This window comes from Mesorhizobium sp. B2-3-2, from assembly GCF_006442295.1.
Taxonomy (GTDB): Bacteria; Pseudomonadota; Alphaproteobacteria; order Rhizobiales; family Rhizobiaceae; genus Mesorhizobium.
This window is the reverse complement of record NZ_VFWA01000006.1, coordinates 224061-236763: the sequence shown is the minus strand read 5'-3', so window position 1 is coordinate 236763 and position 12703 is coordinate 224061. Positions and strand designations below refer to the sequence as shown.

The 12703-nt window shown below is 63.7% G+C and carries 13 protein-coding genes; 5 read left to right on the top strand and 8 right to left on the bottom strand.

What is annotated here, in order from left to right:
- Positions 1–49: 49 nt before the first annotated feature.
- On the top strand, positions 50–955 hold the full coding sequence (locus tag FJ964_RS17365) for a LysR substrate-binding domain-containing protein (RefSeq protein WP_140551506.1): 906 nt from the start codon (positions 50–52) through the stop codon (positions 953–955).
- Positions 956–970: 15 nt separating this feature from the next.
- Here the strand turns inward: FJ964_RS17365 and FJ964_RS17360 are convergent, their stop codons facing one another.
- Positions 971–1417 carry an iron-sulfur cluster assembly scaffold protein gene (locus FJ964_RS17360; protein ID WP_140495827.1) on the bottom strand — a complete coding sequence of 149 codons (447 nt, stop codon included), beginning with the start codon at positions 1415–1417 and terminating at the stop codon, positions 971–973.
- A 241-nt stretch (positions 1418–1658) separates the two neighbouring features.
- Between FJ964_RS17360 and folE the strand changes: the two genes are divergently transcribed.
- The 3 genes from folE (at position 1659) to FJ964_RS17345 (ending at position 3913) form a co-directional block, all read left to right on the top strand.
- Positions 1659–2294 carry a GTP cyclohydrolase I FolE gene (folE, locus tag FJ964_RS17355; protein ID WP_140517057.1) on the top strand — a complete coding sequence of 212 codons (636 nt, stop codon included), beginning with the start codon at positions 1659–1661 and terminating at the stop codon, positions 2292–2294.
- A gap of 91 nt (positions 2295–2385) precedes the next feature.
- Entirely contained in the window at positions 2386–2844 is a 459-nt protein-coding gene (gene hisI, locus FJ964_RS17350) for a phosphoribosyl-AMP cyclohydrolase (RefSeq protein WP_140551552.1), read from the top strand.
- Positions 2845–2941: 97 nt separating this feature from the next.
- On the top strand, positions 2942–3913 hold the full coding sequence (locus FJ964_RS17345; RefSeq protein ID WP_140517059.1) for a patatin family protein: 972 nt from the start codon (positions 2942–2944) through the stop codon (positions 3911–3913).
- Positions 3914–3924: 11 nt separating this feature from the next.
- Here FJ964_RS17345 and recJ read toward each other — a convergent pair whose 3' ends face one another.
- The 7 genes from recJ to FJ964_RS17310 form a co-directional block, all read right to left on the bottom strand.
- Entirely contained in the window at positions 3925–5709 is a 1785-nt protein-coding gene (recJ, locus tag FJ964_RS17340; RefSeq protein WP_140551505.1) for a single-stranded-DNA-specific exonuclease RecJ, read from the bottom strand.
- 60 nt (positions 5710–5769) lie between these two features.
- Positions 5770–6753 carry a class II fructose-bisphosphatase gene (gene glpX / locus FJ964_RS17335; protein WP_140551504.1) on the bottom strand — a complete coding sequence of 328 codons (984 nt, stop codon included), beginning with the start codon at positions 6751–6753 and terminating at the stop codon, positions 5770–5772.
- Positions 6754–6931: 178 nt separating this feature from the next.
- The gene (locus tag FJ964_RS17330; RefSeq protein WP_140551503.1) at positions 6932–7099 is read right to left on the bottom strand and encodes a Thivi_2564 family membrane protein; all 168 of its coding nucleotides are present in this window, start codon (positions 7097–7099) and stop codon (positions 6932–6934) included.
- Between the two features lie 65 nt (positions 7100–7164).
- A complete protein-coding gene (locus FJ964_RS17325; protein WP_140551502.1) occupies positions 7165–7533 on the bottom strand; it encodes a hypothetical protein in 369 nt (122 codons plus the stop codon).
- Positions 7534–7660: 127 nt separating this feature from the next.
- The gene (locus tag FJ964_RS17320) at positions 7661–8974 is read right to left on the bottom strand and encodes a homoserine dehydrogenase (protein ID WP_140551501.1); all 1314 of its coding nucleotides are present in this window, start codon (positions 8972–8974) and stop codon (positions 7661–7663) included.
- Between the two features lie 48 nt (positions 8975–9022).
- Positions 9023–10240, bottom strand: a complete 1218-nt coding sequence (locus FJ964_RS17315; RefSeq protein ID WP_140551500.1) for an LL-diaminopimelate aminotransferase — start codon at positions 10238–10240, stop codon at positions 9023–9025.
- Between the two features lie 74 nt (positions 10241–10314).
- Entirely contained in the window at positions 10315–10707 is a 393-nt protein-coding gene (locus FJ964_RS17310; protein WP_140551499.1) for a hypothetical protein, read from the bottom strand.
- Positions 10708–10805: 98 nt separating this feature from the next.
- Here FJ964_RS17310 and phaC point away from each other — a divergent pair, with 98 nt between their 5' ends.
- Positions 10806–12641, top strand: coding sequence for a class I poly(R)-hydroxyalkanoic acid synthase (gene phaC / locus FJ964_RS17305; RefSeq protein WP_140551498.1), 1836 nt, complete (start codon positions 10806–10808; stop codon positions 12639–12641).
- Positions 12642–12703 lie beyond the last annotated feature (62 nt).

Genomic DNA, 12703 nt, shown 5'->3' with positions numbered 1-12703 from the left:
GCCTTCAAACGAGTATAATTTCCGCTTCGGATAATCCTGGGTTATGTGAATGAAGCGCGGGCGACTGCCGCTGACGGCCTTGAGGAGCTTTGAAGCAGCCGGGCGGCACCTGAGCTTCAGCAGGGCGGCCGAGGAGCTTTTCGTCTCGCAGGCGGCGATCAGCCGGCAGATCCGCGAGCTCGAGATCTTTCTGCGCCGGCCCCTGTTCGAACGTCGCCATCGCCGCGTCGAACTGACCGATGCGGGCCGCCGGCTGCTCAGTCAACTGGTCAGGAGTTTCGACGCCATCGACGCCCTGCTTTCCGAGTTGGTGGCGGCTCCGGCGCAGACAGTGGTTCGTGTCAGCGTCGAGCCGTCGCTGGCATCGGTATGGCTGGTGCCGCGGCTCAACCGTTTTCGCCAATTGCGGCCCGATATCGACGTCGCGCTCGAAGTCGATCCAAGGCTGATCGAGTTTCGCGGCGACCAGCCAGAACTCGCCTTGCGCTTCAGTGCGCATGCTGTCTCATGGCCGCGCAGCGAGGCCGAGCGGCTTGCCTCGACAGTCGATTCACCGGTTCTGTCGCCGGCGCTGCTTGCCGCGGGACCTCCCCTCGACAAGCCGGCCGAGCTTGGCCGCTACACGCTGTTGCATGAGGAAAACCGACAGGGTTGGGCGCGCTGGTTCGAGGCGGCCGGCGTGCCTGCCGATGTAGTGCCCGCGCGCGGTCCCATGCTGGCGGATGCCTCGCTTTCGAAGCAGGCCGCCCTGCTCGGACACGGCGTGGCGCTGGGCGATCTCCTGCAGATCGGCGAAGAGCTCGCCTCCGGCACGCTGGTCAAGCCGTTCGACATCGACGTCGCGTCCGGCGCCTATTGGCTGGTGGCCAGAAGCCTGCGTGATCTCCCCGAGCCGGCCGCCGCTTTCGCCGACTGGGTGAGAAGCGAATTCGCCGAAAGCAGGCGGCCCCGATAGGCCGCCAAGGGGCTATCAAGCGGCTTCTTCGGCGCGCTTCTTCTCGATCTGGCCGATCGCGTCGACCACGGCGTCGAAGGTAAGCATGGTCGAGGCATGGCGCGCCTTGTAGTCGCGCACGGGTTCCAGATATTTGAGATCGGCGAAGCGGCCTTCCGGCGGCGCGCCGTTCTCTTTCAGCATTTTCAGCATGGTCTCGCGCACCGCGCGCAATTCGTCGGCCGTAGCGCCAACCACATGTTGCGCCATGATAGACGACGAGGCCTGGCCGAGCGCGCAAGCCTTCACGTCATGGGCGAAATCGGTAACCACGCCGTCCGCCATGTTGAGATCGACGGTAACGGTAGAGCCGCACAATTTGGAATGCGCCCTCGCGCTGGCATCGGGATGATCGAGCCGGCCGATCCGCGTGATGTTTCCGGCAAAACCGAGAATTTTCGCATTGTAGACGTCGTTGATCATTATTTTCCAGTCCGTCGCCGCCAAGCGAACAGCGTTTGCCGCTGACGCGTCTTCCTTTCGCTCGCCATGACCATATATAATGGTGGCAGTCCGGTATCGACAAGGCGACGAAAGCCCGCGTCTTTGCCGCAGTTTGCTCACGCCGCTTACGGGGCTGGAAACGGGGCGAGTTTCCGACGCCGAAAGGTCGTGGTCCGTTCAACTCGTTCCTCCTGAGAGAGGGACTACGGGAGACGCCTTTATGGATGCCGTTATCAAGAAGTTCATGCCCCAGTCGGCCTACATGGAAAAGCCTGTCACCGACAGGCCGAGCGAGGCCGAGGTCGAGGCCGCGGTGCGTACGCTTTTGCGCTGGACCGGCGACAACCCCGATCGCGAAGGCCTGGTCGACACCCCCAAGCGCGTGGCCAAGGCCTATCGGGAAATGTTCGGCGGCTATGACATGTGCCCGGCCGAAGAGCTTGGCCGCACCTTCGAGGAAGTGGCCGGCTACGACGACCTTGTCATCGTCAAGGACATCCAGTTCCATTCGCATTGCGAGCATCACATGGTGCCGATCATCGGCAAGGCCCATGTCGGCTATCTGCCGGACGGCAAGGTCGTCGGCCTGTCCAAGATCGCACGCGTGGTCGACATCTTCGCCCATCGCCTGCAGACCCAGGAAGCCATGACCGCGCAGATCGCGGGCGTCATCCAGGACGTGCTCAATCCGCGCGGCGTCGCCGTGATGATCGAGGCCGAGCATATGTGCATGGCCATGCGCGGCATCCGCAAGCAGGGCTCCACCACGCTGACCTCGACCTTCACCGGCGTGTTCAAGGATACTCCAGAAGAACAGGTTCGTTTCGTCACCATGGTGCGCGGCGGTGGGGTGTAAGCCCCCTCGCCCGGCATCGCCGGACCATGATTCCGAAAGGTGGATACCGGTTTTCGGATAGATCATGGTCAAACAGGAAGATAGCCCGGCGATGTCGGCACTGGAATTTCCGAAGGCTCCCTCAGACAAGAAAGCGCTGGAAGAAGGCGCGGTGTTTTCACCGCGCTTCGATGCCGCCGGCTTGGTCACCGTCGTCGTCACCGATGCGGCGGACGGCATGCTTTTGATGGTCGCGCACATGAATGCGCAGGCTCTGGCGTTGACGCTCGAAACAGGTATCGCCCACTACTGGTCGCGTTCGCGCAATGCGCTGTGGAAGAAGGGCGAAACGTCAGGCAATCTCCAGCATGTCGTCGAGGTGCTCACGGATTGTGACCAGGACGCCATATGGTTGCGCGTCAAAGTGCTAGGCCACGACGCAACTTGTCACACGGGCCGGCGTTCCTGCTTCTATCGGACGGTGGGGCTGATCGACGGCAAGGCGACGCTTGCCGACGATGGCAGCGAGCCCTTGTTCGATGCGGAAAAAACGTATCGGAAGCTCCCGTGAATGACCAGCTTGAACCTTCTGCTCGCGGCCAACCACATAGATTCACCATTTCGATACGGCCCGCCTATATATTAGCCATGGGACAAGGGAGATCATGATGCTCGAGTGGGCGTCATTGCGTAACAGAGCGGACGTACGAGAGGCGAATGGTCCCGCTTCGTCCGGCGGCGCGTCCGAAACAACATCACCAAAGAAAACTGGCATTTCGCTTGCCTTGGGCGGCGGTTGCGCAAGAGGCTGGGCGCACATTGGCGTGCTGCGCGCGCTCGATGAAGCCGGCATCGAGGTTTCGATGATTGCCGGCACCTCGATCGGCGCGCTGGTCGGCGGCTGTTATCTCGCCGGAAAACTGGACGAGCTGGAAGAGTTCGCCCGCAGTCTGACCAGGCGGCGCATCTTCGGCCTGCTCGATCTCAACCTGCGCGGCAGCGGTCTGTTCGGCGGCATGAAGCTGGATGCTCGCCTGCGGGAGCATGTGGCCGGCATTCGCTTTGAGGATTTGTCCAAGCCGTTCGTCGCGGTCGCTTCCGAAATCCGCACCGGCCATGAGATCTGGCTGTCGAACGGCTCGCTGATAACAGCCATGCGCGCTTCCTATGCCTTGCCCGGAGTGTTCGAGCCGGTGACTTGCAATGGTCGCGTGCTGGTCGACGGAGCTTTGGTCAATCCGGTGCCGGTGTCGGTCTGCCGCGCCTATGAGCAGCCGCTGGTTGTCGCGGTCAACCTTCATTACGACCTGTTCGGCCGTGCCGCCGTCATCAAGCATAGCGCCGGCGAACTGGTCGTCGAGAACGATGCGCCGCGCAGTGGCCAATTCGACCCGGAGCACCGGGCGCATCAGACGCGGCTTGGCATCACCGGCGTCATGGTCGAGGCCTTCAACATCATCCAGGATCGAATCTCGCGCGCCAGGCTTGCCGGCGATCCGCCCGACATGTCGCTGCAGCCCAAGCTCAGCCACATCGGTCTGACCGAATTCCACCGCGCCGATGAGGCGATCCAGATCGGCTATCGGGCAACGATGGCACAGATCGGCGAACTGACCCGGCTTCAGACGGTTCTCGCCTGATCAAAGACGCATCAGGCCCGTGCCGCGTCGACGATGCGGAACTGCACGCTGCGATTGCCGTTCCAGTAATTGCCCGACAAAGAGCCGGCGACATGGATCGTCTTGCCGCGGTTCTTGAACAGGAAGTCGCCAAGCACGGTGTCGACGGCACGAAAGGCGATCGCCTGGATGCGGCCGCCGCTGCCCGACTGCAGGTCGGCGCGGATGTGGTTGGTGCCGACCAACCGGGCGTCGGCCAGCCGATGCCGCGGCAGCGCGAAAACAGGCGCGACATGCCCCGCGCCGAACGGGCCGGCCTTTTCCAGCGCATCCAGCAAAGCCAGCGTTGCACCCTCGGCGGCAAGCGCGCCGTCGATCGCCAGGCTTTCCTCGCCCTGCAATCGGAACACGTCGGCTGCCGCGCGCTCCTCGAAAAATGCCCTGAGTTCGCCGAGCCGCGTGCGCTCAACGGTAATGCCGGCCGCCATGCCATGGCCGCCGCCCTTGACGATCAGCCCGGCATCTACGGCTTCGCGCACCAGCCGGCCGAGATCGAAGCCCGACACCGAACGGCCCGAACCGGTGCCGGTGCCGGTGGCGTTGAAGGCGATGGCGAAGGCCGGCCGGCGCGCATGATCCTTGAGCCTGGAGGCGAGCAGGCCGACGATGCCGGGATGCCAGTTGGTGCTGGCGGTGACGACGATGGCCGGCCCGCTGCCGCCGGCAAGCTCGGCATCGGCCTCGGCACGCGCCGCGGCCAGCATCTCCTGCTCCATCAACTGCCGCTCCTGGTTGAGCCGGTCGAGCGTCTCGGCGATGGTGCGGGCCTCTACCGGATCGTCGGTCGCAAGCAGCCGGCTTCCGAGGGCGGCGTCGCCGATGCGCCCGCCGGCGTTGATGCGCGGTCCGATCAGGTAGGCCAGATGGAAGGTGCCGATCGGCTCCCCGACGCGTGAGACCCGCGCCAGCGCCGCCAGTCCCTCATTCTTCTGCTGGCGCGCCACCTGCAGGCCCTTGACGACGAAGGCGCGATTGACGCCGGTAAGCGGCACCACATCGCAGACCGTGGCCAGCGCCACGAGATCGAGCAGCGAGAGCAGGTCCGGCGGCGTGGCGTCGGCAAGCCGGCCGCGCAGGACCTTGGCGGTCTGCACCAGCGCGAGAAAAACCACGCCGGCGGCGCAGAGATGGCCCTGCCCGGAAAGGTCGTCGTCGCGGTTGGGGTTCACCACCGCGTGCGCCGCTGGCAAAGCGCCGCCGATCTGGTGATGGTCGAGCACCACGACATCGGCACCGGCGGCATTGGCCGCGTCGATGGAAACCGCGCTGTTGGTGCCGCAATCGACGGTGACGATCAGCGTCGCGCCGCGCGAGACGAGCTCGCGCATGGCTTCCGGATTGGGGCCATAGCCTTCGAAGATACGATCGGGAATGTAGATTTCCGACGATATCGAGAAATGCGCGAGGAAGCGTTTGAGCAAGGCCGACGAGGCGGCCCCATCGACGTCGTAGTCGCCGAAGATCGCCACCTTCTCCCGGGCCATCACCGCGGCGGCTATGCGAATGGCCGCCTTGTCCATGTCGGTCAGCGATGCCGGGTCCGGCAGCAGGTCGCGGATCGTCGGGTCGAGAAAGCGCTCCGCCTGTTCCGCCGTCACGCCTCGTCCGGCAAGCACGCGCGCGACGATATCGGGCACGCCGTGCCCCTGTGCGATGGCAAGCGCGACCATGTCCTGCCGCTCGGTCAGCCGATGTTCCCAGGAAACACCGGTGGCCGACTGCCGGACATCGAGAAAAAGGCGTCTTTCGCCCGTCATGCGAGGCGGCGTTTGCGGATGTTCATTGCCCACAATATGCGACGGCCAGTCAGGAATGCATCAAAACTTTTCCAGGTCCTGATGCCGGGCCTTGATCTCGCGCACGGTGCGCGACGAGGAGCGCAGCACGATGGTGTGCGTGGTAATGTAGTTGCGGCCGAACTTGACCCCTGCCAGCATGTTGCCGTCGGTGACGCCGGTGGCCGCGAACAGCACATCGCCGCGCGCCATGTCCTCGGCCCGGTAAACCCGCTTCGGGTCGGCAATACCCATCTTGCCGGCGCGGGCGACCTTTTCGGGCGTGTCGAGGATCAAGCGGCCCTGCATCTGGCCACCCGTGCAGCGCAGCGCCGCCGCGGCCAGCACGCCCTCCGGCGCGCCGCCAGTGCCGAGATAGATGTCGATGCCGGTTTCCTCGGGATCGGTGGTGTGGATGACACCGGCGACGTCGCCATCGCCGATCAGCCGGATCGCCGCCCCGGTGGCGCGCACGGCGTCGATCAGCTTGCCATGGCGCGGGCGGTCGAGGATGCAGGCGGTGACGTCGGACACCGCGACGCCCTTGGCCCTGGCCAGGCTAGCGATGTTTTCGGCCGGCGAGGCATCGATGTCGATGACGCCGTTGGCATAGCCCGGACCGATGGCGATCTTGTCCATGTAGACGTCGGGCGCGAACAGCAGGCTGCCCTTCTCGGCGATGGCGATGACGGCCAGCGCGTTGGGCAGGTTCTTGGCGCAGATCGTGGTGCCTTCCAGCGGGTCGAGCGCGATGTCGACCGCCGGGCCTTTGCCGGTGCCGACCTCCTCGCCGATATAGAGCATCGGCGCCTCGTCCCGCTCGCCCTCGCCGATCACCACCGTGCCTTTGATGGCGAGGCGATTGAGCTCCTGGCGCATGGCGTCCACCGCGACCTGGTCGGCGGCCTTTTCGTCACCGCGTCCGCGCAGCCTGGCGGCCGCGACGGCGGCGCGTTCGGTGACGCGCACCAGTTCCATGGTGAGTATCCGGTCAAGTCCGGCGATAATGTTGTGGGCCACGTTCATCAGGTCGATCCTCGTTCGCACGTCGCCTCCCGCCGGAGGCGCGCCTCTTGTGTCAAACGAGCATGACAACGGCAAGACCTCTCGAAGGTTTTCTCGAAAAGCCTGCAATATCAATCGATTAAACTATGGACAACGCAATTTGCAGCGAACCGGGGCCTTCCCCTACAAGGAACGGGATCTAGAACACGGCCAGATATTTGAGCAGCGAAACGATGCCGATAATGATGACGATGATCTGCGCGATCTGCCGCATCCTGCCGTCCAGCGGCAGACGCTGGATCAGATAGAGCACGAGAATGATCACCAGGAACGTGATCAGGATGCCGATCAGGACGGAAGAAGCCATGGCGCTCCCCTGGAAATTGCGGGACGGACAAGTAAGCCGGCCAAACCGGCTCCGTCGTTACCGGATCAATACCAGCGGCGCTGGGTGTCATTCATCGACTGGCCAACGACGAGGCCGGCCAGAAAACCCAAGAGGCCGATGACGCCGACCACTGCCGTCGTGGTGCCCGGATTTTCGCGCGCGACCTCCGAGACCGCCTGGGCCTGGCTGCGCAACTGCTGAGCTGTCCGCGACGCACGGCTCGTCGCGCTGTCGTACACATCCGATGCCCGCGCCGAGGCGTCGTCAACCAGTTCCGCGGCTCGTTCCGAAAGGCTCTTGTTGATCTTGGTGATTTCCTTGCGCAGGTCGGCGATCTGCTTTTCGAGCGCCTTCTGGATATCGTCGATCTGGGGAGTATCCCGGGATGTCTCGGATTTCGATGTTTCGGCCATTGGCATTCCCTCGGTTTGCACCTCGGGAGAACGGCGCTAGCCGGGATTGGTTCCGGCGAGCCAGGCAGCGGCATCCCCTGACCACTATCAGGTTGCGGCAATGCAGTGGCACGCGACCGAAAGAAATCTATCCTGCCCGTTCGATCCGGATGACCTGCGGCTTGTCGGTCAGGTGACCATCCTTGGTGATGCCGTCAACAGCCTTGCGCACGGCAGCCTCGGTGGTCTCGTGGGTGACCAGGATCACCGTCTTTTGCGCCGCCGCTTCGCCGTTGATCGCGTGCTGGACGATCGATTCCAGCGAGATATCGTTGTCAGCCATGCGCTTGGCGATGGCCGCGAACACGCCGATGCGGTCATGCACGGTCAGCCGGATGAAATAGCCGCCGGCATGGCTGCGCATCTGTGCCTTTTTGTAAGGCTTCAATTCCCTCGCCGGCCTTCCGAAGACCGGGCCGTGCTGGAAGCCGGGCCGGCTCTTGGCGATATCGGCGATGTCGCCGATCACGGCGGAGGCAGTAGCGTTGCCGCCGGCGCCGGGGCCGGAGAGCAGGAGTTCGCCCAATATGTCGGTCTCGATGGCCACCGCATTGACGACGCCGTGGACCTGCGCGATCACCGAGGCCGTCGGCACCATGGTCGGATGCACGCGCTGCTCGATGCCGCTCTCGGTGCGCTGGGCAACGCCAAGCAGCTTGATCCGGTAGCCGAGATCGCCGGCCGCACGGATATCGGCCTGGGTGATGTTCGAGATGCCTTCCATGTAGATGTCGTTGGCGGCGATCTTGGTGCCGAAGGCCAGGCTGGTCAGGATCGACAGCTTGTGCGCGGTGTCATGGCCCTCGATGTCGAAGGTCGGGTCGGCCTCGGCATAGCCCAGCCGCTGCGCGTCCTTGAGGCAGGCGTCGAACGAGATGCCTTCGGCCTCCATACGGGTCAGGATATAGTTGCAGGTGCCGTTGAGAATACCGAAGACGCGGGTGACCGAGTTGCCGGCCATCGCCTCGCGCATCGTCTTGATGACGGGAATGCCGCCCGCCACCGCGGCCTCGTAGTTGAGCAGCACGCCCTTCTTCTCGGCGATCTCGGCCAGTGCGACCCCATGTTTGGCCAGCAGAGCCTTGTTCGCGGTGACGACATGACGGCCGGCCTCGAGTGCCGTCTTCACAGCCGCGAACGCCGGCCCCTCGTCGCCGCCGATCAGCTCGACGAAGACGTCGATCTCGGCGGCCTGCGCCATCTTGGCCGGATCGTCGAACCATTTCGCGGCATTGAGATCGACGCCGCGGTCGCGCTTGGGATCACGCGCCGAAACCGCCGCCACGACGATGTCGCGCCCGCACTGCCGTGTCAGCTCCGCCGCCTTGTCGTGCAGCACGCGCGCCACCGACGCGCCGACCGTGCCGAGGCCGGCAATCCCAACACGCAGAGCTTCAGCCATGGCCGGCGATGTCCCCCGAAAGATCAAACGAAATTGTGTGCGGAAAGCTTACCGATGGGCGGAAAGCGGCACGACATTGTTGGGTTGCTTGGCGCTGGTCGCCAGGAAGCGCTTGATGTTGCGCGCCGCCTGCCGGATCCGGTGCTCGTTCTCGACCAGCGCGACACGCACGAAATCATCGCCATGTTCACCGAAGCCGACGCCTGGCGCCACCGCCACGTCGGCATGTTCGATGAGTAGCTTGGAGAATTCGAGCGAGCCGAGATGGCGGAACGGCTCGGGAATCGGCGCCCAGGCGAACATGGACGCAGCCGGAGCCGGAATGGTCCAGCCCGCGCGGCCGAAGGCGTCGACCATCACATCGCGCCGCTTGTGGTAGATGTCGCGCACTTCGGCGATGTCGGCGCCGTCGCCGTTGAGCGCGTGTGCGGCCGCCACCTGGATCGGCGTGAAGGCGCCGTAGTCGAGATAGGATTTCACCCGGGTCAGCGCCGAGATCAGCCGCTCGTTGCCGACGGCAAAGCCCATGCGCCAGCCGGGCATGGAAAAGGTCTTCGACATGGAGGTGAACTCGACGCAGACGTCGATCGCGCCCGGGACCTGCAGCACAGAGGGCGGCGGATTGCCGTCGAAATAGATCTCGGAATAGGCAAGGTCCGACAGGATGATGATGTCGTTCTTCTTGGCGAACGCCACCACGTCCTTGTAAAAATCGAGCGAGGCGACCAGCGCTGTCGGGTTCGACGGATAGTTGAGGATCAGCGCCAGCGGCTTCGGAATCGAATGGCGGATGCCGCGCTCGACCGCCGGGAGGAAACCGTCATCGGGCTCCACCTGCAGCGAGCGGATGACGCCGCCCGACATGATGAAGCCGAAAGCATGGATCGGGTAGGTTGGATTCGGGCACAGGATCACGTCGCCCGGCGCGGTGATCGCCTGCGCCATGTTGGCGAAGCCCTCTTTCGAACCCAGAGTTGCCACCACTTGCGTATCGGGATTGAGCTTCACGCCGAAGCGGCGCTGATAGTAAGCGGCCTGGGCGCGGCGCAGGCCCGGAATGCCGCGCGAGGAGGAATAGCGATGGGTGCGCGGATCGCGCACCACTTCGCACAATTTGTCGACGATTGCCTTCGGCGTCGGCAGGTCCGGATTGCCCATGCCGAGGTCGATGATGTCGGCCCCGCGCGAGCGGGCGCTGGCCTTCAGCCTGTTGACCTGCTCGAAAACATAGGGCGGAAGCCGGCGGACCTTGTGAAACTCTTCCATGGCAGTTCCAGACATCACTTGGCGTTTGGCAAGGCGCGCCGTGTCGGCAAGCGCCTTGGGCGCGCGCTATATACTTATTTGCAGGTGGGGTCGAGGGCAGGGTCGCATTTGCCTTCGATCTGCTTCAGCGTCTGCGCGCCGTGCTTGCTGGCCAGGTCCGTCAGCGCCGCCTGGTTGGTGACTTTGGGGGCGCCGCCATTGGCTGCCTGCGCGCTCTCGTCTCCCTTCAATTCCGCGAGCTTGGCGTTCCTCTCGGCATCGGTGAACTGTTTGGCCGCCACTTTCGGCGGGATGTTCAGGTTCGGAAAGGTTCCGGTATCCTTCGGCCCCGCTGATGTGGCGATGGGCACCGGGCCGCTGGTATCGGTGCTCGAGCAGGCCCCCAGGCACAACAGGGCCATTGCCGCACCGATGCGGCAAAAGCGACCGGCGCCGAAGAAAACAGTCTCGCCAATGTTAATCGTCATATTGTTTCCTTGGCAGCCGGGGTAGAGCGAGGTTGGACCCGTTCGGATGTCCCATGGTAATATGTCAAGAAAACGCTTCGGGAGGAACCCCGCGCACCATGTCCAAAACACCCGATTCGGGCAAAGCGGAAGATGGCGGACCTTCGACGGTCGAGCAATATCTGGTGAAGGACCCGGAGCGCTTCGCCCTGAACATGGCGCGCATGATCGAGCAGGCCGGCAAGGCGGCTTCCGCCTGGGCCGAGCCGCGCGAGAAGGGCGAAGTGCGCGACCATGTCGCCGAACCGGTCGTCGACATGGTGAAGACCTTCTCCAAGCTCAGCGAATACTGGCTTGCCGACCCGCAACGTGCGCTCGAAGCTCAGACGCGGCTGTTCGCCGGCTATATGACGGTATGGGCGAACGCCATCCAGCGCGTCAGCCCCGATGCCGAGCGAACCGAGGACGCGGTCAAGCCGGAGCGCGGCGACAAGCGTTTCCAGGATCCGGAATGGGGCCGCAACGCCTTCTTCGATTTCTTGAAACAGGCCTATCTCGTCACCTCGCGCTGGGCGGCTGAGCTTGTCGAGCACGCCGAAGGCCTGGACGACCACACCCGCCACAAGGCGAGCTTCTACGTCAAGCAGGTGTCCAACGCCATCTCGCCGTCGAATTTCATCCTGACCAATCCGGAACTGTTTCGCGAAACCATCGCCTCGAACGGCGAAAATCTTGTGCGAGGCATGAAGATGCTGGCCGAGGACATCGCCGCCGGCAAGGGCGACCTGAAGCTGCGTCAGGCCGACTACTCGCCCTTCGAGATCGGCCGCAACATCGCCACCACCCCCGGCAAGGTGGTCGGCCGCAGCGACGTCGCCGAGATCATCCAATACGATCCCACCACCGAGACGGTGCTGAAACGGCCGCTGCTGATCTGCCCGCCCTGGATCAACAAGTTCTACATACTCGATCTCAACCCGCAGAAATCCTTCATCCGCTGGGCGATCGAACAGGGCCACACCGTGTTCGTCATCTCCTGGATCAACCCTGATGAACGCCACGGCATGAAGAACTGGGAAGCTTATACAAGGGAGGGGCTGCAATACGGCCTCGACATTATCGAGAAGGCCACAGGCGAGAAGGAGGTCAACGCTATCGGCTACTGCGTCGGCGGCACGTTGCTGGCGGCGGCACTTGCCCTGCTGGCGCAGGAGGGTGACGATCGCATCAAATCGGCGACCTTCTTCACCACCCAGGTCGATTTCACCCATGCCGGCGACCTCAAGGTGTTCGTCGACGAGGAACAGGTCGCGGCGGTGGAAAAGGCCATGAACGAAAAGGGCTATCTCGACGGCACCAAGATGGCGACCGCCTTCAACATGCTGCGCTCGGGTGACCTGATCTGGCCCTATGTCGTCAACAACTACATGCGCGGCAAGGATCCCCTGCCCTTTGACCTGCTCTACTGGAATGCCGATTCGACACGCATGGCGGCGGCTAACCACTCCTTCTATTTGCGCAACTGCTATCTCGAGAACAACCTCTCGCGCGGCAGGATGGAACTTGCCGGCCGCACCGTTTCGCTCGCCGACATCAAGATTCCCGTCTACAACCTCGCCTCCAGGGAAGACCACATCGCTCCCGCGCTGTCCGTCTTCCTCGGCTCGAAATACTTCGGTGGCGAGGTCGAATACGTGATGGCGGGCTCCGGTCATATCGCCGGCGTCGTCAACCCGCCCGCATCGGGCAAGTACCAGTACTGGACCGGCGGCAAACCGGAGGGCGACTTCGGCGAGTGGATCGCCAAGGCCACCGACCATCCTGGTTCCTGGTGGCCGCACTGGCAGAGCTGGATAGAGGCCAAGGACAACAATCGCGTGCCTGCCCGCAAAGCAGGCAAGCATATGAAAACCTTTGGTGATGCCCCCGGCACCTATGTCAAGGTGCGTGTGTAACCGACTGTAATGTCTGGTGAGTTGACGGACCCGTAAAAGCGGGCGAAATGGTGTCGTCAACC

Bases quoted from the DNA above. Each gene is read 5' to 3' on its own strand.
- FJ964_RS17365 (WP_140551506.1), top strand. From the start codon at position 50: ATGAAGCGCGGGCGACTGCCGCTGACGGCCTTGAGGAGCTTTGAAGCA.
- FJ964_RS17315 (WP_140551500.1), bottom strand. From the start codon at position 10,240: ATGGAAGAGTTTCACAAGGTCCGCCGGCTTCCGCCCTATGTTTTCGAG.
- hisI (WP_140551552.1), top strand. From the start codon at position 2,386: ATGTCGGCACTGGAATTTCCGAAGGCTCCCTCAGACAAGAAAGCGCTG.
- FJ964_RS17345 (WP_140517059.1), top strand. From the start codon at position 2,942: ATGCTCGAGTGGGCGTCATTGCGTAACAGAGCGGACGTACGAGAGGCG.
- FJ964_RS17360 (WP_140495827.1), bottom strand. From the start codon at position 1,417: ATGATCAACGACGTCTACAATGCGAAAATTCTCGGTTTTGCCGGAAAC.
- FJ964_RS17310 (WP_140551499.1), bottom strand. From the start codon at position 10,707: ATGACGATTAACATTGGCGAGACTGTTTTCTTCGGCGCCGGTCGCTTT.
- recJ (WP_140551505.1), bottom strand. From the start codon at position 5,709: ATGACGGGCGAAAGACGCCTTTTTCTCGATGTCCGGCAGTCGGCCACC.
- FJ964_RS17325 (WP_140551502.1), bottom strand. From the start codon at position 7,533: ATGGCCGAAACATCGAAATCCGAGACATCCCGGGATACTCCCCAGATC.
- FJ964_RS17330 (WP_140551503.1), bottom strand. From the start codon at position 7,099: ATGGCTTCTTCCGTCCTGATCGGCATCCTGATCACGTTCCTGGTGATC.
- folE (WP_140517057.1), top strand. From the start codon at position 1,659: ATGGATGCCGTTATCAAGAAGTTCATGCCCCAGTCGGCCTACATGGAA.
- phaC (WP_140551498.1), top strand. From the start codon at position 10,806: ATGTCCAAAACACCCGATTCGGGCAAAGCGGAAGATGGCGGACCTTCG.
- FJ964_RS17320 (WP_140551501.1), bottom strand. From the start codon at position 8,974: ATGGCTGAAGCTCTGCGTGTTGGGATTGCCGGCCTCGGCACGGTCGGC.
- glpX (WP_140551504.1), bottom strand. From the start codon at position 6,753: ATGAACGTGGCCCACAACATTATCGCCGGACTTGACCGGATACTCACC.